Below are 19,170 nucleotides of genomic sequence, written 5' to 3'. Positions count from 1 at the left end.
GCTTTCCCCCCTTTCACTTTACCCTGGTGATGGTGGGGAGATGCTTTATGGTGATCTAAGATAAATATTTATGAAAAAAATGTTACAAAGCTTAGTAAAATAACATTATCCGTTAACTAAGTATTTTTTCTCATCGCCAATGATAGCAAATTCATTTCCCTGGCTGAGTGCGATCGCTCTCCTACCCCTCGTTGCCTCTCTTGCGATTCCCCTGCTGCCAGATAAGGGGGGTAAAACGGTGCGATGGTATGCCCTCGGTGTTGCGATCGCAGACTTTCTATTGATGCTGTACACCTTTTGGCAGCATTACGACGCCAGCAATGCCACATTTCAACTCACCGAAAAGTATAACTGGATACCTCAATTAGGTCTGAGTTGGGCAGTTTCCGTGGATGGACTGTCACTCCCCCTTGTGCTTCTGGCTGGATTAGTGACAACGCTTTCCATTTTCGCCGCTTGGCAAGTCGATCACAAGCCTCGCCTCTTCTATTTTTTAATGCTGGTGCTATATTCGGCACAAATCGGCGTCTTCATCGCCCAAGACATTCTGCTCCTATTTATTATGTGGGAACTGGAACTCGTTCCCGTTTATCTCCTCGTCTCGATTTGGGGGGGACAGAAGCGTCAATACGCCGCGACCAAATTCTTACTCTATACTGCCGCCGCGTCTATATTTATTTTGGTAGCTGGGTTAGCCATGGCACTCTATGGCGAGGGTACAATCAGCTTTGATATGGTTGAACTGGGTATCAAAGATTACCCCTTAGCTTTAGAACTCCTACTGTATGCCGGATTGTTAATCGCCTTTGGTGTTAAATTAGCAATCTTCCCCTTACACACCTGGCTTCCTGATGCTCATGGTGAAGCCTCTGCACCTGTATCAATGATTTTAGCTGGGGTACTCCTGAAAATGGGCGGATATGGATTAATTCGCCTGAATTTAGAGATACTCTCCGATGCTCATGTTTACTTTGCCCCAATTTTGGCGATGCTGGGGGTTATCAATATCATCTATGGCGGATTGAATTCTTTTGCTCAGCCAAATATGAAGCGGCGCCTTGCTTTTTCCTCTGTGTCTCACATGGGGTTTGTCCTACTTGGGATAGCCTCGTTCACCGACTTAGGCATCAGTGGCGCGATGTTGCAAATGATTTCCCACGGCTTAATTGCCGCCGTGCTATTCTTCCTCGCTGGGGTTACTTATGATCGCACCCATACCCTAGCCTTAAATAGTATGGGTGGTATTGGTCAGGTTATGCCCAAAGTATTTGCCCTGTTTACCGCCGCCGCGATGGCATCAATTGCCCTTCCGGGAATGAGTGGTTTTGCTAGTGAACTTTCTGTTTTTGTCGGTGTGACAACCAGCGATATTTATAGCTCAACCTTCCGCACAGTGACTGTCTTCCTATCGGCGTTGGGATTGATTCTTACACCCATCTATCTCCTCTCTCTACTCAGACAAGTATTTTACGGAGCAGGCGTTGCCCTAACCTGTGATATTGATAATGCCAACTTCGAGAATAAGGAAGAAGAAGGCGCGGTTTGCTTTGGTACGGATTGTGTTTTGCCTTCTAATGCCGTCTACACCGATGCTCAACCACGGGAAGTGTTTATTGCCGCTTGCTTTTTAGTGTTAATTTTGGGTATTGGGTTCTATCCTAAACTCGCCACCCAGCTTTATGATGCCAAGACAGTAGCGGTGAACACGCAGCTACGGGAAGCTTATTTCCAAGTCGCTCAAGACAAGCCCCAGATTTATGCCCAAGGATTTTTAGTTCCTCAAATTCAGGAACCATCGGTAGCAACGGTTTCCTATAATCGCTAGTTTCTCGAATTTTCTCGGAAATTGCCGACAATATTCTGTAGGGGCGCAATCCTTGCGCCCCACCCATGTCATAAATTCAATAGCTAGGTTCTACAACAACAAAACTCAAATACTACAAATATACTTAATTACCTAATTTCTCGGACTCGCTCAGGGGCTTATTTGACAAAAAAACTTAAGCGTGGTAAGTGCAAATAACGGAGGTGCGATCGCGGCTTGCCAGTTATACTATATGGCTCGATGAGATAAAAAACCCCAGCAAGAATCCTAAAATTGTCGAGAAAACTACGGAATTACCTGCCAATTCGTAAGCTTCCGGCATCATGGTACTAGCAACCATAGCTAAAATTGCGCCGCCAGAAATAGCCTGGGCGATCGCGACAACGACTTCAGAGGTATTGTTTCGTAAATAAAAACCCGCGATCGCACATAAACCACTGAGCATAACGATGCCTATCCATAATCCCAAAATCTGACTCGTTTTCGTTCCCGCTTGTTTCATTCCCGTGGCGCTGGATAAGGCTTCTGGAAAGTTAGAAATAAATACCGCTAATAAAAAAGACCAACCCAAATCGCTATTTCCAGAATTCATACCAATAACAGCCGATTCTGGGATATTATCGATTAATGTACCAACTAAAATGGCGAACGGTGTGGACTGTTTCACCAAATTTTCCAGGGTCATTTGATCGTCCCGCATTAATAGATCCAGTTCAACTTGATCCATGACCTGCTGTCGCCACCGATCTAAACGGTGTTCCACAACCAGGCGTGACTCTGTTGCCACTTGCAGGCGTCGGGCTAAGGCGCGACTCAGTGACCAAGCCAGATGGGGCGACCAGGTTAGCATACTATTGAAATGTTCCCGGTGTAACTGATACAATTCCATTGGAGTGCGAGCAACCACAGTGGCAGATCGCGGTTCTCCAGTCAGGAGTGCCATCTCACCAAAGACTTCTCCAGGTCCCATTGTACCCAGAACTTTTCGACCCTTTCGCACTTCGGCTTCGCCGTTGACAATCATATAAAAATAGTCACCAGGGGTTCCATCTTCACAGAGTACGTCTCCAGGGTTAGCGTAAATTGGATTGAGAAACAGGGCAACTCTTTGCCGTTCCTTGGGTGGTAGGTTTTGCATCACCTCAATGTGGGCGATGCGATTGAGGACATCACTCACCTGATCAGCACCATGTTCAACCAGGTAGCGGCGACTAGATGCGGGTTTACGCAGGAATCCGCCATGTTGGTCGATATAGGATGTCAGGAAAGCAAATAACATTCCCCCTGCCATAAACCCAATTAACAGAGGTGCAAAACCACTGTGGCGATAAACAGGAATGGTAATTTCAAACGCGATCGCAGATAATAGCGTACCACTCCCAAATGCCATAATCGTCGCGGACAAGTGGCGACTCGGTTGCCAAAAGACTCCGACACAGGCGCCCAAGGCTAAACTAGACGCGCCCAAAATTCCTTGAAAAAAGGCTGCCGTTGGCATAGGTGGCTTGCAGTTTTTAGGTCAGTTTTAATCCTATCGGAGAAAGGGCATCAAAGGATGTGGGATTGTCTACAAACGTTAAACTGAGGACAGGGGGATAACTATGTTGATTTCTATTGCAGGCATTAGGTAATAATGATTGAACTCCTAGCCGTACTTTCGGTAGCAGCAGCCGTAGGAATGAGGATTGCTTTGCCTTTGTTGGTGATTGGTTTGTTGCAAAGCGACAACCTCTGGAATCAAATTCCTCTGCTGTCTCTTATTCATCCCTCGGTTTTAGTCGGTATTTTGACCACCTTCTCGTTATTTGAATTATTTGCCTCCAAGAAGCTGGTGGGACAGCGAGTCTTGCAAATTGTCCAACTCCTGTTTAGTCCTGGGGTTGGGGCGATTATGGGTATTGCTGTCGCCCAGTTTGTTAACGCCCCTGTGGAAATTATTTGGATTGCTGGGATAGTTAGTGGGTTATTAGCATTTGTCCTGCAATTGGTACAAGTTGGCTGGTTTTTTCGCTTGCGAGGTTTACCGTTATGGCTGGTTTTTAGCCAAGATGTTTTATGTGTGGCGTTAGTTATCTTTGCCTTTGATGCGCCTCAACAAGGTGGATTAATTGCGCTGATTCTATTGTGGCTAGCGATTCGCAGTTCTCAACAATGGTATCGTTTATATGGCAGGAACAATCGTTCGCGGCGATATCGGCAAGTTTTGTAGTTTGATTGGGGATTATATTATATCCTTTGGCATTGGAAGTATTTTTTTAACGCAGAGGTACGCAGAGGTTAGCGCAGAGGGACGCAGAGGACGTTAGAGGATTTAGACAAAAATTTTATAGACCCAGATTTTTATGTAGGGTGGGCAAGTCTTATAAACATTTAAGCTTTTATTCTCGTTCGTTGTTCTTGCCCACCACAGGATAACTATCACGCTTTACTCTATCCAGAATTCTAGAGACTGTTTTAGCTTCAGGAGATTGCAGGCGCTGCAAAATGTCTAGGGCTTGCTGTAAGTAGTTGAGGGCGGTTTCAACTTCTCCTTTTTTATCCGCGAATAACTGTCCTAGCATTGCCAAGGTTGCGGCTTTATTTTGAACATCACCAATGCGTTGAGTCAAGTCTAAAGATTGCTGATAAAGGATGATAGCCTCTTCAATATCCCCCTGTTGGGTGTGGATATCTGCCAGATTATGTAACGTTATTGCTTCTTCTTGCACATTGCCTATACGCCGTGTAAGGTGTAAAGATTGTTGATAAAGAGCGATCGCTGTTTTGATGTCCCCCTGATGGGCGTGGATATACGCCAGATTGTTTAATATCGCGGCTTCTCCTTGGACATTGCCTATGCGCTGTTGGAGCTTTAATGCTCGCTGAAAAAGGGTGATCGCTTTTTCTATTTCTCCCTTATAAACGTAAGTACCTGCTAAATTGCTTAATGTTGCCGCTTCTCCTTGGACATCGCCTAGGCGCTGTTGGAGTTTTAACGATTGCTGAAAAAGAGTAATCGCTTTTTCTATTTTATCCTGTTGGATGTGAATATTTGCTAAACCATTCAATGTTGCAGCTTCGGCTTGCACATCGCCTAGACGCCGTTGGAGTTCTAACGACTGCTGAAAAAGAGCAAACGCTTCCTGAAATCTTTCCTGATTAAGCTGAATTATTCCTAATTCATATAATGCTGTTGCCTTGAGTGATGCCAAATCATCATGATCATTGGCTAACTCTAAGGCTTGTTCCAGATGTTCTCTCGCCTTTGCAAACTTTCCCTGACTATAATAAGCTTTTCCTAACTGAATCAAAATATTAATACGTGTCTTAAGATTTGTACCTGTGTCTGACTGACCAGAAGGGTAGTATTCCATTAACAAACGCTGGAGTAAATCAATCCGTTCTTGCTTTTCCGATAACTCCAAACTTCCCATCATTCTATCTGAACCGATAGTTTGCTGAATCGCCTCCTCTCTGGTTAATTGTCCCGTTTCAAAATGAAACACTTTTCTCCCCCACGCCCAAAAATCTGGCGCATACTTTGCCAGTTGAGTTATCGCATAATCGGGTAAAATGAACAAAATAGGATGAGGGACACTAGCGGTAAAAGCATCGCGCACAAAATTCAGGTCTTGCAGTACGGGCGGATAATCCCCCGACATACCAATTGATTTCTCTAAACCAATAATAATTAGAACTAATTTTTTATCCTCATCTCTTTGGATTTTCTTTAATTCCTCAACAATCGCATCCCGCACAAACCGCAAATTGGGATCAGATAATTTCACTACCTCAAACTGAATATCCTGACATTGAGGATGAGTCGTGATAATGTCAATTAAACAATCTCTATCTTTAGCAAAATTAACCTCAACAAAGCCAATGGTTAATTTTTCATCTGCAAAATCCCCAAACGTCACCAGTTCAGCCAAGGACTGCTGATTCCGGGCAATAAAGACCTCTCGTTCTGACATCTCTTTAGGGAGTGCTAGACTTTCTTGGGGCGAGTTGAAGGGCATCTTGGAAGGCATTACTTTGCTTTAATACAGGATTAATATAATTCCAGCGATTTGTGCCGTTGTACTCCAATACTGAGGTATTGAATAACATTAACTGTCCAGTTTCATCTTTTTCAATATCCTTAGTTAAACAAACTTGCGCCAAAACAGGATAATGGTTTTGGGGAATAATTCGTTCAAAGTTAAACTGTTCCTGTTTCACTGCATAGGTAACATCATCGGTGGTTACTTTCTGATGACCACGAGTCGCCGCAGTGAGACAAGCTTTAGCAGTCATTTGCATCAATTGACGCACATGACCCCCACTGGCTTTCGCTAAATTTAGCACTTGTTCGCGGGAGTCAAATACAGCCTCTGTATCTACCCGTTGCTCAACGATACTAGCAATTCCAGCGAGTCCCAGTGGATTATAGTCCAAATCCCAGCGATCGCGTACTAAGTCATAGATATTGACCATGGGCATAATATTGGGACTATCGAAGGCATTACTCAGATTTTGGGGAGAATAGACGACCGAAATCGGCACAGTATAGATAATCGTACAATGTAACCCTTGCAGTTGCGCCGCATAATCAAAGAATAAATGATTACCTACCTTAGGCGGAACTCGGTCTAAATTATCGAAAATCGTGGGTAATTTGCTTAAACCAAGACTCAAAATTATGTAGCAATTGCGTATCAAACTTTGCCCCTAATTTATAGAGTTCATCAGCCACCTTTTTAGTAATGATCAGGTATAAATCCGTATAGTCGGCATCATTAATATCCAATTCAGCATCCGCTTCTAAATAAATCACCCGATATTCCGCGTCCCATCGGTGCTGAATCCGCCGCAGTTCGGTACTTTTACCACATCCCCGATGTCCGGTAAATAAAATTGAGCTAAATTCAGCAGGTTCAAGAAAGTCTAAACGGGCGCTAACTCCTTCAATCGCTTCCGTATTCCGTACTGCTGACAAATCCACATAATATCGTTCAACATCTGGACCCAGCAGGGGACCCACATCACAAGCCCGAAAAGCTGTTTTTAGTGTGGTAGCGCGGTTGGGAGGGAGTGAAGTCATTGGGTTAATTGAATGACGATGCCTATTAGGGAAAATAGCGACACCTACATTTTACTCACATCTTGCACCACGGGTAATATAGTAAATCCCAAGTTACCCTGCGGTGGACAAGAACAACAAACGATACTATTACGGTATTTTAGCTTATTCGGCGAGAAGCCCCACGCTCAATCAAAGATTAGAGCGTGGGATGAATCGCCAGTGAAAGGAAACTTGTTTTCATCCTGATGGTTGTCATAAGTGTGGTATTATACTATATAAGGAGGTGATGAAAATTGAAGCGAAGTAAGGACACATTTAAACTGAATTATCAGTATCGAATTGTACCGAATAAACAGCAGTCTAACCAACTAAACGAATGGCTGTACAATTTGTGCAGGATACATAATTTGATGATAGAAGAACGGTTTAACTGGTGGGATTGTAATCGCTCCCCAGTCAATGCTTGCCCAATTTTTATTACTCATCTACCAGAACTAAAAGACCAGCCAAGTTACTATAGCCAAAAACGGGCTACCCATTGGTCAAGAGAATCTCACAAGCATTTATATGATGGTGTTCATTCTCAAGTCATCCAGGAAGCTATTAAGCGAGTAGAGGATACATTTAATCGCTTTTTAAAAGGTGATTTTAAGGGGCAAAGAAGTGGTAAACCTCGATTTAAATCTGTTAAGAGATACCGGACAATTTCTATTCCTCAGCTAAAACCTGATTGTCTAAGTGTTGAAGTTAATCCCCATCGGCGCAAAAACGGCGACACACGGCGAGATATTGCTTATGTCAACCTACCCAAAATTGGTCAAGTTAAGCTTATTTATCATCGTCCCATCCCAGAAGGGTTTATGATTAAGGCGGCACGGGTTTCTCATAAAGCAGATGGTTGGTACGTGTGTTTAACATTGGAAGACAAAACCGTTCCCAGTCTGGCTCCACCAGAGATGCAGACAACTGAAGATAACTCCCTAGGACTTGATGTTGGTCTAGAGAAATTCTGGACGGCATCAGATGGAACGGTTGAATCCATCCAACAACACTACCGCAAGTCGGAAGACAAACTAGCCAAGCTTCAAAATCGTAAGGACAAAAAGCCGCACAAATCAGCATCACGGCGGAAATTGGCAAAAAAGATATCTAAGCACCACGCCAAATTGCAGCGCAAGCGTAAGCAGTTTCATTATGAATCAGCAACGCGACTGGTGAGCCGCGATGAACAGGTGTTCTTTGTTGAAGACATTAAACAGGGGAATTTATCCCGGAAAAACAAGCCAAAGCAAGATGAAAATGGAAATTATTTACCTAATGGACAAAGTGCTAAATCAGGCTTAAATAAATCAATTAATGACGCTGGCTGGGGTCAATTCCTATCAATTCTCACTTACAAAGCTGCAAAAGCTGGTAAGTCGGTGGGTAGGGGCGAAGCATTTACGGAGAAAAGGTAGTAATGAATTGCATAACTTGTATTCGTAAATGCTTCGCCCGTACACCCCATGATACAAGCCAGATATGTTCTTGTTGTAATCGCCTAGTTCAAAAAGATTTATCGATACGAATACACGAGTGCTTGTGTGGGTTAATCCTAGATAGAGACTGGAATGCAGCGATTAATATTAAGAGAGTGGGGCTGGGAATATTCCCCACTATAAAACGCCAGAAGCGTAGCCGTAAAACTACGACAAAGGAAGCCTACACCGTAATCTTTGATTCGGTGTAGGAGGATGTCACTTTATCATTCTTACCCATCCTACATAACTACGGATGTGAAAATCCGCGCAGGCGGGTTACCCTTCGGGAATGTAGCTGCGGTTTCAACCGCCAGTTAACTTGATGAATTCCCCCTACAACTTAGCCACCGCACCATCCCGACGGCTGTCACCAGCGCCGACAACTAAACCCTCAGCGGTTTTCATCACCGTATGAACGCCACCAAAAAACAAATTTTTTTCTCGCCAACGCACAACCTGTTGATTTGTCAGCAAGGGATTGATAATTTCAGCTTCAGTTAAACCCGGTTCGATATGAAATCTACCCTTTTCTCCATGTGTTCTCGGACTATCGACGGCTTGCTCAATAGACATATTAAAATCTAAAATATTAGAAATAACTTGTAAAATAGCCGTTCTTATCCGATTAGAACCCCCTGAGCCTAAAACAACTTCTGCCTGATTTTTTTGCAAAACAATAGAAGGAGACATCATCGACGAAATCCGCACATCTTCTTGCCACTGATGGAAGCCTTGGGGATTTAAATCTGCCTCTCCTAACATATTATTTACCATAATGCCTGTACCGGGAATCACATAACCCGATCCTTCCCCGTTGGACGTGGTAACACTAGCCGCATTTCCCGCCTCATCAATGACACTAATATGGGTAGTACTGCCCCATTTATTCACTGTTTCTGCTAAGTCTTGTTGATACTGAGCAATAGAATCATCAGCTAAAAATTGATCGGCAATATCCTCTTGATATAGATAATCATTCAATCCCTGCTGTCTGGCTGCATTCGTCAACTGCATAACCTGTGCCAGAATTTCTAGATGACGCGCACTCCCAAAACTCAGATTCGCTAAATCAATGGTCGATAATAATTTTAATGCCCAAGCAATCAAAGTTCCACCCGAACTTGGAAGTGGGTTAGTTAATAAGGTATTGCCTCGATAATTAACCGTTAAAGGTTGCCGTTCTATTACCCGATAATCATTGAAATCCTCTAAGGTTAAATACCCCCCTAACACCTGACAATCTTTGACCAACTGATGAGCAATATCTCCTTGATAAAATTCTTGGACACCCTTTTTTGCCAAATACGCTAACGTATCAGCAAAGGCTGGCATGATTACTATTCCATTGGGTTCAATGGGTTCCCCGGTAAGAATAAATATGTTTTGTCTGTTGCGCTCCGCCATAATAATTGGCGTCAAAATTGAAGTTAAACAATAGTATTGAAATCGATTTAATTGAATTCCATTTTTTGCATAGTGAATCGCGGGTTCAGCTAGGACATGAAAGGGTAAGCTACCCAATCGTTGGTGAACATGAAACACGCCAGCCATATTTCCCGGAACCGCCATAGAACCCAGTCCGATATGAAACTCTTGGATAGCGCCACCAAAATTAACATCAACGGGATAAAAATCAATGTCCTTCTCAGGACGTTTTTGACGTGGGGTTTGGCAAAAAAAATCAAAGAGAATATTATCATTCGTTGGGGTATGGGCTAAGAGGAAACCACCCCCCGCCGCTGAGGTGAGTCCCGGTTCAGTAACAAAAGAGGCGAGAATCGCTGCAACCGCCGCATCAAACGCATTACCACCGAGACGAAACATTTCCCTACCCGCCTCAGCCGTTTTCTCATGTCCAGCCGCGATCGCGCCGCGTGTTTTTTGTATCATAACGGTTAATGTCTAGTCCGAATAACCACCAGAAGCTTTTGAGTTATAGCAGTTATTCACGTCATCATAACCAGGATCAGGATCAGCAGAGCGTTGTGACAGTTACCAAACTGTCTGGTTTTCAAGAGCCACCGGAACCAGAAATCGAAGTGCGATCGCGCTGGCTTGTAGTAACCGCTATCTTCGGTTCTGGCTAGGGTTAGACAGCCTCTGTGAGAGGATAAGTCAATTCAATAGCCATTGACAACTTCTAAAAGTGGCACATATCTTTGCGGGTGACTCCCCTTAAACCCTTTAGGGTTAAATACAACTTAAACCTAGGGCGACAGAAGGTCAAATGTTAACAACTCATCCCCGCAAAAATGCACTCTTGGCATTGTTATTACTTGTATCTGCTGCCAGCTTCGGGATAACAATGGCATTATATATTGCTCCGGGTTCTTTCGGACAGACAATCTTTTCCCTGTGCAAAGTCTGGTTACTTGCACTACCGCTAGTCTGGTTTATTTGGGTGGATCATGGCAAATTTAAACTATCCCTACCGAAGAAAAAGGAGTTGTTAGCGGGTGCAGGATTGGGACTGTTGATGTTTGGTATAATTATCAGTGCCTATTGGCTGTTTGGTCAGCAGTGGATTGATGTTATAGATGTGCGGACTAAGGCAAAACAAGCCGGGATTACTAGCCCCAATGTTTATCTGAGTGGCGCCTTATATTTTACCTTCATTAATGCCCTGATTGAAGAGTACATCTGGCGTTGGTTTGTGTATAAAAAATGTGAGGTATTGGTATCTGGAACAAGAGCCGTATTTTTGTGTGCTATGCTATTCACACTCCATCACATTATTGCATTAGCCGCTTATACTGCCGATTGGGGTGTAGTTCTACTCGGTTCCTTGGGCGTATTCATCGCTGGGGCAGTATGGTCATGGTGTTATCTCACCTATCGTACCTTATGGTCAAGTTACGTCAGCCACATTCTCGCGGATTTAGCGATCGCAATAGTGGGTTGGCATCTGCTGTTCGGGTAAGTAGGGTGACAGGGGTGAGGCTCCTCATGCTCGCTTCTGTTGAGGTTAGCTATATTACTTGTCATTTATAATAGTTCTATTTACCTCGTTTCCTTTTAATCGTTAGGCTAAAAAAAGGAGTTCTATGAATAGATATCTAGACCAAATGCTCAAACGGCGTCGATGGTTACTTCTTACTCTGTTTGTCGCTCTGGCTATTCTCACCTATTTTAGTCAACCCGTTTAAGGGTATTGATACCATAGTCATGCTAGCCAATATATTTTTTAGTCAAAACTATTTCCCTAAAAAACCTAACTTTTACGGGAACTTTATCCTGAAGTAAAATTCCATCAATGGTAGCCGAAAAATTGGCGATCGCGCATTCAAGCTATGACCAGTTCCTCAATGTATCACCTTGGCTTCGGGCAAGATGACCTCGGTTCACCACCCCCTACCCTGGCGCTGTTATCCGGTGAGCCGCAACGCGCCGAACAGATTGCTCAAGACTATTTACAGGATGGGCGTCTGCTCTCGGAGAATCGGGGATTAAAGAGTTATCTGGGCAAACTGTCCAATAATCGCCCCATCTTATCGGCGACGAGTGGGATGGGCGCACCGTCTGTGAGTATTGTGGTGAATGAGTTAGTGCAACTGGGGATTGAGACAATTATTCGGGTGGGGACTTGTGGATCGATTCAAGACTATATACCTGTGGGTAGTATTGTGATTACTCGTGCGGCATTATGTCGCCAAGGTGCAGCCAATGATATTGCCCCAATTGAATATCCGGCGGCGGCTGATCCGTTTCTGACGGTGGCATTAGTTAAGGCGGCGCAGGAGTTAGGGATTGAGCATTATCTGGGGATTACGGCGTCGGTGGATACATTTTATGAAGGGCAAGAACGCACCGATTCAGCGAATCCTTATTTAATGCGTCAGCTTCAAGGCATCACTCAAGAATACCGCCGTTTGAATATTCTCAACTATGAGATGGAATGTGGCACATTATTAAAAATGGCAGGAGTGTATGGATTTGCGGCGGCTTGTGTCTGTGGTGTTGTTGCCCAGCGAACAGCGGGAGAGGCGGTTATTATCGGGCAAAAAGAGGTGGCTGTGCAGCGTGCGATCGCAGTGGCAATACGTGCCGCCGAAAACGTTGACCAGAATAGCTTACAATAAATTTAATCAAACCAAAACCTTTTATCCCTTTTTCCTATTTCTATTTACCTTATTCCTGACGCTCTCACTTGCCCTTCCTTGGGTTAGCGCTCAAGAACCGCCCAAGCCCAAGCCGCAACCCTGGCATATTGATGGGATAATCGCTGCCATCGACGATGGGCATGACAAAGTTAAAGAATATGCATTCTGGCAATTAGCTCGATATGATCCACAGGACTTACAAGCTGTCATTGAAAAACCAGAGGATGAGGATATTGCTGAGAAAGCTGCCAACATCCTTCAGGATAAAACTGTTGATTCACTAGATCGTCACCTGATGGTTTATACATTAGTCAATCTGGGGGAAGCGGGTGTCAACTATATCCCTGATATTCTCAACTTTCTCCAGGATGAAACCGTTGACTTATGGGTTCGTCGTTCGGCGGCTGATGCATTAGACAAACTGGGGAAAGCGGGTGTCAACTATATCCCTGATATTCTCAACTTTCTCCAGGATGAAACCGTTGACGGCTGGGTTCGTGGCTCGGCGGTTGATGCATTAGTTAGATTCAAAGAAGCGGGCGCTATATACGCTTCTGAGATTGCCAACATCGTTCAGGATGAAACCGTTGACGGGTGGGTTCGTGGCTCGGCGGCTGATGTATTAGGCAATCTGGGGGAAGCTGGGGCTATATATGCTCCTGAGATTGCCAACATCCTCAAGGATGAAACCGCTGATTCAGAAGTTCGTAGTCGGGCGGCTAATGCATTAGTCAGACTGGGAGAAGCTGGGGTTGTATACATTCCAGAAATTCTTAACTTCCTCCAGGATGAAACCGTTGATTCACTAGATCGAAGCTCGACGACTTATGCCTTGGCTTATGCCTTGGCTTATGCATTAAGGAATATGGGAGAAGCTGGGCTGGTATACATCCCTGAGATTTTCAACGTCATCAAGAATGAAACGGTTGATTCATTAGTTCGTAGCTGGGCAGTTGAGAAATTAGGTAAACTGGGCGAGACTGGCGCTGTATACATCCCAGAGATTCTCAACATCTTCAAGGATGAAACCGTTGATTTACAAGTTCGTGAATCGGCGGCTGATGCATTAAAGGATATGGGGGAAATCGGCGCTGCCTACGCCCCTAATATTTTCAACATCCTTACGGATGAAACCGCTGATGTAAAAGTTCGTGGCTTGGCGGCTGAGGTATTAGGCAAATTGGCGGAAGCTGGCGCTGCCTACGCCCCTGAACTTGTCAACATCCTCCAAGATGAAACCATTGACTCACAAGTTCGCGAATCGTCGGCTTATGCATTAGGTGAACTGGGGAAAGCTGGGGCTGAATACGCCCCTGAGATTGCCCAAATATTCCAGGATGAAACCATTGACTCGTTGATTCGTAAATCGGCGGTTGAGGCATTAGGGAAACTGGGAAAAGCTGGCGCTGTATACATCCCGAAAATTCTTAACATTATCCAGGATAAAACTGTTGATTCCTACATTCGTAAATCGGCGGCTCAGGCATTAGGAAATCTGGGGGAAGCTAGCACTCCATACATCCCGGAAATTCTTAACTTCCTCCAGGATGACACCGTTTCTTCAGATCATCGTGGCTTGGCAGTTGTTGCATTAATTAAACTGGGGGAAGCTGGCGCTTCATACATTCCTGAAATTTTTAATTTCCTCCAGGATGACACCGTTGATCCAAGACTTAGTGGCTTCTTGGTGGGTGAAGTATTAGACAAACTGGGGGAAGATAGCGCTCAATACATTCCTGAAATTTTTAATTTCCTCAAGAATGAAACCGTTGATTATGATGTTCGTCGCTTTTTGGCGGTTGAGGCATTAGGTAAACTGGGGAAAGCTGGCGCTCAATACATCCCGGAAATTCTTAACTTCCTTCAGGATGAAACTGTTGACTCATCCATTCGTAACTGGGTAGCTCTTGGATTAATTAATATCCGAAAACTGGAATTAAATGAGATTGTTTTTGTTCTAAATAATGTCTATGAACCTAATCAACCAGATTTTGAACAATGGCGGTTTGCCACCTATTTATTGAGTGGGGGTACTGAGGAAGTAAAAATGCTGCTGAAATGGCTAGGCTATCCTAAATCAACTCCGACAGAACTCAACTATGAAGAGGGCAAAAAAACACTGGAACTGTTTCTGCAAGTCTGGGAAAACGCTCAAGATTTGCCACGAGTGCAACAAGATTTAGCCGAAAAGATAGCCCTAGTTACCTCCCTAGTTTCTTGGAAACCCCAGGATATTGATTTACTGCAACGCCATTCCAATAACCTCAAAGCTGGAAACTTTACCCAAGCTGATACTTTGGAGTCAGTTATCCTCAACCTGAAACGATAAGATGAGGCTCAAACCTTTGAGCTAAAAGCTGACATTCATCTCAAGTTGAGGAACTGTCTCTTATCGGGGTTAATATAAATAAAACTTTTAGGTTCGAGGTTTAAGTTTTAATATTGTAAAGACAAGGGGAATTGGGGTGGGCAGTGCCCACCCTACGGTAGATCAAGGGTTTCGGCGAACAGGAAATTGGGGCGGTAGATTAATCTCCGTTAGTATTTCAGGCATAGTAGGATGAGTGTGGCAACAAATAACTGCTATTATTTTCCCGCATCGATGAAGTAGGGGCTTGGTTACCAAGCCCCTACTCTACTGGTAACTACGCTATAGTCTTCAATTGAGGGTAGGAATAGGTCAAACGCTAGCTGTTTCCCGCAAGGCTTTCAGCACGGTATCGTGAATCACACCATTGCTGACAATTACCCCCTGATTATCAGAAAGTTTGGCACCCAGAGAAAAGTTAAGGGGTTTGCCGTACATATCGCTCACTCGTCCCCCAGCTTCCTCAACTACAATCGTTCCCGCCGCATGATCCCAAATCTTTTCCCGATAGTCGGGAGACTTGGGTGATGGCAAACGCAGGTAAAGCGACGCCCGCCCCGAGGCGACGGCACCATACTTGGCTTGAGAGTCCATCCGCAACGAAGGGGCTGTAATTCCTACCGCCTTGGCAACAGCATCTTGTCGTGAGTGATCACCATGACCGGATTCCACACTCTCCACAAAGCGCATCGCCTCGTTACTATCAGCCTTCGTCACCTGAATCGGCTGAGGTTTTCCACCAGAGATGGGAACCATGGTTGCTCCTTGACCCCGTACCGCTACGAATAGGACACCCTTTTCTCCATCAGGTTCGTAGGGTGAAATTGGTAGGGCGGGACAAGCCAGAACACCGAGTTTCACTTCACCCAGTTCCACCAGTGCTAAAGCCACAGCATATTGATCTTGACGCAGAAAGCCTTTTGTGCCATCGATGGGGTCTAATGTCCAATAGCGCCCACCAATCTCACTATTGCCGCGATCAATCCAGTCCAATATCTGATCCGATGTCGCATCACCAACAACAGACTTGACATAGTGACTCACCCGATTCAGTTGGTCAGCCATTTCCGGTTGACGCAACTGGGATGCATCTTCTTCGCCCACCACGAGATCATCAGGAAACGCCATCCCTAACGCTCGACAGATAACCGCCTGGGAACCCAAATCCGCCACCGTTACCGGACTCTTATCACTCTTTTCCATCGCTTCAGGCACCTGTTCTTGGCGAACTTGCTCACACAGTTTGGCTGCTGTCAGCGCCGCCTCAATAGCTACCTGTTTTTCTTGCTCGTAAGACATGGTAAATTCTCTATTGCTCCATAATACTCTCAAAAAAACCGGGCTAAGAACGGGAAGGGAAAACAGATTGTGTAGACCCCGACTAAGCGGCTTTAGCCCGCCCTTACCTTTTCTTGTAACGAGGGCAATCGCCATCGTGGGGGCTTACCTAAAACACTCATATCAGTGAGCCTTGGGACGTTGATACCCTGGTACTGGTTGAGAAGCCGCTTCCCGTTTACCTGGAATACTGTTTGGTCGCACCCTTGGGTTAGATTCAACTTTCCCGATGTCACCACTGATCACGATCTGCCTTTTCCCTGTACCCGGATTAATCTGTACAGTTGGCATAAGGTTAGGATCGATCGCTATGTCTAACGTATTGCCGCTTCCATCATGACCTCTCAGCACAGCGATCATCAAGGTTCAAGCCAAGATTGCGGGGGATTGGTGTGACATCCTCCCTCGGTAAATCAAAGATTATACCGAGGGCTTCCTAAAAAATCAAAGATTGTGGGCGCAGCACTATAGCTCCCCCAGACCCCCACCTTTAGGTAGAGACATGCTATGGCACGTCTGGGAGCTGAGGTAGCTAATGCTGTTGGATATAGGATTTAAACACATCCACTAATTCAGAACGGCTGACAATCAGCGTGGGAAACGATCGCCCGCCGTAATCTTGACCCGCTTGCAACGGGAAAATCGGCTCTGACTCCAACGACACCCAAACCGCACCCGCTGCTTTCACAATCACCCAAGCCCCCGCTATATCCCAAATCTTAGGCGTTGCTTCCATCCCACCGAGAACGGCTCCAGTCGCAACGGTGATGAAGTTATAACTGGCAACCCCTAACATACGAATTTTACAGGGGAAGGGTTGCTGTAAGAGTGAGGTGCTGCGAGAGCAAAGGTTAAAAAAGTGATTACTACTGAGTTCATCCGGACTACTGTGGATAGAAAACTCATTCATAAATGCCCCAGGGATAATATCAGGTAATCCTGATTCTCCCGCCCAAAAGCCATGAAAGGATTGTCCAATGGGAGGAAAATGGACATAACCAAACACAGGTGTGCCTTGATACAGCAAACCCAGAGAAATCCCCCAAATTGGGATACCTCGGGTAAAGTTCGTCGTACCATCTAAGGGATCGATAATCCAGCACCACTCCGTATCAGGGAACTGATGTTCCCCTTCCTCACTTAAGATTCCATGACTCGGAAACCGAGACGCGATCGCACGACGAATCGTCTCATCTGCCAAATGATCCGCTTTTGTCACCAAACTCCCATCCGCTTTTTGCGACGCCTGACAGCAGCGAAAATCAGGCAGGAGTTTGCCACCGACATGGTTGGTAATCTCTTTGGCAAAGTCAAGTACAGACGCCCAAAATTCCTTCATTGGTTAAAAATCTATATAATCCCTCATCCAGAGTCCCTGGATAGAAATTGTCACCCTCAGGCATTAAGTTAGGGCAGGCGCGAGTTACATCTGGGTCAACCCAAAACGATAACGGTGAAACCCGCCCCTACAATATTACCCGTCTAAATCATTTTCCATAACCGTCGCGATCGCTTGCTTGGTATTATCCCGGAATTCTTGCACGTCCACTCGTCCCAAAAACCATATAGCGACAATCATCCCCACGGCTTGCAAGGCAAACACCAAGCCATAAGCTAACACCGGTACAGTAAACAGAGCTTGTCCAATGGACAACACCCAACCGCCGATAAAGGTAGCTAACCCCCGCGCCATCGCTTGAGCTAATCCCCACGCCCCAATAAAGGTTCCCGCTGTTTCCGCCGCCGTCAGATCCAGCATCAGACTTAATCCCCCTGTCGTGGTGATTCCCGCCGCTAGACCAAATAACAGCATCGCTAGCTTCAAAATCTCCCCCTGTTGGGTAAATCCCGATAGAATAATCAGACAGAAGCTAATTGCCACTGAAATACAACCCAATTTCGTTGTATTCTGCTTACCGATATGAGGTACGACTAAAAAGCCTGTGGTACTCACACCCATTAATGTGCCTAACCCCCAATAGGCGTTGAGCCGCGTGGTTTCAGCAATGGGCATACCAAAGACATCAGCGCCATAAGGTTCCAACACACCTTCCTGCATAAACAGGCTAATCGTCATCACCAATAAAAAGGTAAAAAATAAACCCGTTTGGCGACTCGCGGTTAAAACTTTCAGTGCCCTACCCAACGTAACTTGGTCTTCTCGCTCTACTAAACTCGAACGAGAGGCGTAGCGGGAGTATTTTTTCTCAATTCCCAGAGTTGCCAGGATCGCTAATCCCATAACGACTAGTGGCACAATAATAAACAGGCGGTTGAGGGGAGTCTGTAATGTCGCTAATGACGAGGATAGAACCTCTGCACCAATCGGTGAGGCGGTTTCTGCTGGATCAAGGTTTTTGAGCAAGATACCCCCAGTAATCCCGCCAATAATAATACCCACCATCAGCATTGACCAGGTTGTGCCAATTAACTTCGAGCGGTTGTCCTCATCAGAAACATCCACCAGCATGGCGGTAAATGGGGTAGAACTGGCACTTAGGGCTAAGCCATAGAGGGTAAAAATTAATGCCAATACCCCTGTCCAGCCTAATATCTCTGTATTTAACGTCCAGCCTCCCGCCCTTTGTACCGCTTCACCAAGTTGCCACATCACCTGGACCGCCAAAAAAGCCGCGATCGTAAATCCGGCGGTACCCAGCCAAACATAACCACTGCGGTGATATCCAAAGAGGGGTTTAGCATCGGATAGCTGACCAAACCAAATTCTAGCAGGGGCAACCAGTTGATGCATGGCTAAAACCCCCGTAGCATAAGCCGGATTAATCCCTAGTTCGCTAATCATCACCCGGTTGAGGATACCCAAGGTGAGAATCGCCATAATGCCTAACCCCATCTGGAATAAACCCAGGCGGAACATGGTCAAAATCCCAATTCTGGGCAGGGGTTTCTCCGGGAATGAGGGAGTGGGTGGGGACTGAGTAAAATCACTGGTTTCCATAGCCGTTCAGACGCGA

The 19,170-nt window shown here is 45.3% G+C and carries 12 protein-coding genes and 2 pseudogenes; 6 read left to right on the top strand and 8 right to left on the bottom strand.

The window, feature by feature from the left end:
• The first annotated feature begins 139 nt into the window (after positions 1-139).
• Complete coding sequence (locus RID09_RS23700) at positions 140-1,825, top strand: NAD(P)H-quinone oxidoreductase subunit 4 (protein WP_446338373.1); 1,686 nt, start codon at positions 140-142, stop codon at positions 1,823-1,825.
• Between the two features lie 223 nt (positions 1,826-2,048).
• Here the strand turns inward: RID09_RS23700 and RID09_RS23695 are convergent, their stop codons facing one another.
• Positions 2,049-3,323: a cyclic nucleotide-binding domain-containing protein gene (locus RID09_RS23695; protein ID WP_446338372.1), complete on the bottom strand. Its 1,275-nt coding sequence runs from the start codon at positions 3,321-3,323 to the stop codon at positions 2,049-2,051.
• A 135-nt stretch (positions 3,324-3,458) separates the two neighbouring features.
• Here RID09_RS23695 and RID09_RS23690 point away from each other — a divergent pair, with 135 nt between their 5' ends.
• Positions 3,459-4,034 carry a DUF4126 domain-containing protein gene (locus RID09_RS23690; protein WP_446338371.1) on the top strand — a complete coding sequence of 192 codons (576 nt, stop codon included), beginning with the start codon at positions 3,459-3,461 and terminating at the stop codon, positions 4,032-4,034.
• 169 nt (positions 4,035-4,203) lie between these two features.
• Here RID09_RS23690 and RID09_RS23685 read toward each other — a convergent pair whose 3' ends face one another.
• Both RID09_RS23685 and RID09_RS23680 read right to left on the bottom strand, forming a co-directional pair.
• A complete protein-coding gene (locus RID09_RS23685) occupies positions 4,204-5,778 on the bottom strand; it encodes a tetratricopeptide repeat protein (RefSeq protein ID WP_446338370.1) in 1,575 nt (524 codons plus the stop codon).
• Positions 5,779-5,782: 4 nt separating this feature from the next.
• Positions 5,783-6,887, bottom strand: a pseudogene (locus RID09_RS23680) (ATP-binding protein).
• Between the two features lie 275 nt (positions 6,888-7,162).
• Between RID09_RS23680 and RID09_RS23675 the strand changes: the two are divergent.
• A pseudogene (locus tag RID09_RS23675) lies at positions 7,163-8,544 on the top strand (RNA-guided endonuclease InsQ/TnpB family protein); the annotation flags it as partial.
• Positions 8,545-8,722: 178 nt separating this feature from the next.
• On the opposite strand, the gene ggt reads toward RID09_RS23675, so the two are convergent.
• On the bottom strand, positions 8,723-10,279 hold the full coding sequence (gene ggt, locus RID09_RS23670; RefSeq protein ID WP_446338369.1) for a gamma-glutamyltransferase: 1,557 nt from the start codon (positions 10,277-10,279) through the stop codon (positions 8,723-8,725).
• Positions 10,280-10,616: 337 nt separating this feature from the next.
• Between ggt and RID09_RS23665 the strand changes: the two genes are divergently transcribed.
• The 3 genes from RID09_RS23665 to RID09_RS23655 all read left to right on the top strand — a co-directional run bounded on the left by RID09_RS23665 (position 10,617) and on the right by RID09_RS23655 (position 14,818).
• Positions 10,617-11,309: a CPBP family intramembrane glutamic endopeptidase gene (locus tag RID09_RS23665; protein WP_446338368.1), complete on the top strand. Its 693-nt coding sequence runs from the start codon at positions 10,617-10,619 to the stop codon at positions 11,307-11,309.
• A 370-nt stretch (positions 11,310-11,679) separates the two neighbouring features.
• Positions 11,680-12,468: a nucleoside phosphorylase gene (locus tag RID09_RS23660; RefSeq protein WP_446338367.1), complete on the top strand. Its 789-nt coding sequence runs from the start codon at positions 11,680-11,682 to the stop codon at positions 12,466-12,468.
• Complete coding sequence (locus tag RID09_RS23655; protein ID WP_446338366.1) at positions 12,446-14,818, top strand: HEAT repeat domain-containing protein; 2,373 nt, start codon at positions 12,446-12,448, stop codon at positions 14,816-14,818. Before RID09_RS23660 ends, RID09_RS23655 begins: the two co-directional genes overlap by 23 nt.
• Positions 14,819-15,169: 351 nt before the next feature.
• Here RID09_RS23655 and RID09_RS23650 read toward each other — a convergent pair whose 3' ends face one another.
• The 4 genes from RID09_RS23650 to RID09_RS23635 form a co-directional block, all read right to left on the bottom strand.
• Complete coding sequence (locus RID09_RS23650) at positions 15,170-16,156, bottom strand: 3'(2'),5'-bisphosphate nucleotidase (RefSeq protein WP_446338365.1); 987 nt, start codon at positions 16,154-16,156, stop codon at positions 15,170-15,172.
• Between the two features lie 162 nt (positions 16,157-16,318).
• The gene (locus RID09_RS23645) at positions 16,319-16,546 is read right to left on the bottom strand and encodes a hypothetical protein (RefSeq protein ID WP_446338364.1); all 228 of its coding nucleotides are present in this window, start codon (positions 16,544-16,546) and stop codon (positions 16,319-16,321) included.
• Between the two features lie 181 nt (positions 16,547-16,727).
• Positions 16,728-17,534: an inositol monophosphatase family protein gene (locus RID09_RS23640; protein ID WP_446338363.1), complete on the bottom strand. Its 807-nt coding sequence runs from the start codon at positions 17,532-17,534 to the stop codon at positions 16,728-16,730.
• A 135-nt stretch (positions 17,535-17,669) separates the two neighbouring features.
• The gene (locus tag RID09_RS23635) at positions 17,670-19,154 is read right to left on the bottom strand and encodes a BCD family MFS transporter (protein WP_446338362.1); all 1,485 of its coding nucleotides are present in this window, start codon (positions 19,152-19,154) and stop codon (positions 17,670-17,672) included.
• Between the last annotated feature and the right edge of the window lie 16 nt (positions 19,155-19,170).

The organism is Coleofasciculus sp. G1-WW12-02, from assembly GCF_040219735.1.
Taxonomy (GTDB): Bacteria; Cyanobacteriota; Cyanobacteriia; order Cyanobacteriales; family Coleofasciculaceae; genus Coleofasciculus.
Note: the sequence above shows the minus strand (reverse complement) of the source record. Positions and strands in the feature narration are given on the sequence as shown.

Bases quoted from the DNA above. Each gene is read 5' to 3' on its own strand.
- RID09_RS23700 (WP_446338373.1), top strand. From the start codon at position 140: ATGATAGCAAATTCATTTCCCTGGCTGAGTGCGATCGCTCTCCTACCC.
- RID09_RS23695 (WP_446338372.1), bottom strand. From the start codon at position 3,323: ATGCCAACGGCAGCCTTTTTTCAAGGAATTTTGGGCGCGTCTAGTTTA.
- RID09_RS23690 (WP_446338371.1), top strand. From the start codon at position 3,459: ATGATTGAACTCCTAGCCGTACTTTCGGTAGCAGCAGCCGTAGGAATG.
- RID09_RS23685 (WP_446338370.1), bottom strand. From the start codon at position 5,778: ATGTCAGAACGAGAGGTCTTTATTGCCCGGAATCAGCAGTCCTTGGCT.
- ggt (WP_446338369.1), bottom strand. From the start codon at position 10,279: ATGATACAAAAAACACGCGGCGCGATCGCGGCTGGACATGAGAAAACG.
- RID09_RS23665 (WP_446338368.1), top strand. From the start codon at position 10,617: ATGTTAACAACTCATCCCCGCAAAAATGCACTCTTGGCATTGTTATTA.
- RID09_RS23660 (WP_446338367.1), top strand. From the start codon at position 11,680: ATGACCAGTTCCTCAATGTATCACCTTGGCTTCGGGCAAGATGACCTC.
- RID09_RS23650 (WP_446338365.1), bottom strand. From the start codon at position 16,156: ATGTCTTACGAGCAAGAAAAACAGGTAGCTATTGAGGCGGCGCTGACA.
- RID09_RS23640 (WP_446338363.1), bottom strand. From the start codon at position 17,534: ATGAAGGAATTTTGGGCGTCTGTACTTGACTTTGCCAAAGAGATTACC.
- RID09_RS23635 (WP_446338362.1), bottom strand. From the start codon at position 19,154: ATGGAAACCAGTGATTTTACTCAGTCCCCACCCACTCCCTCATTCCCG.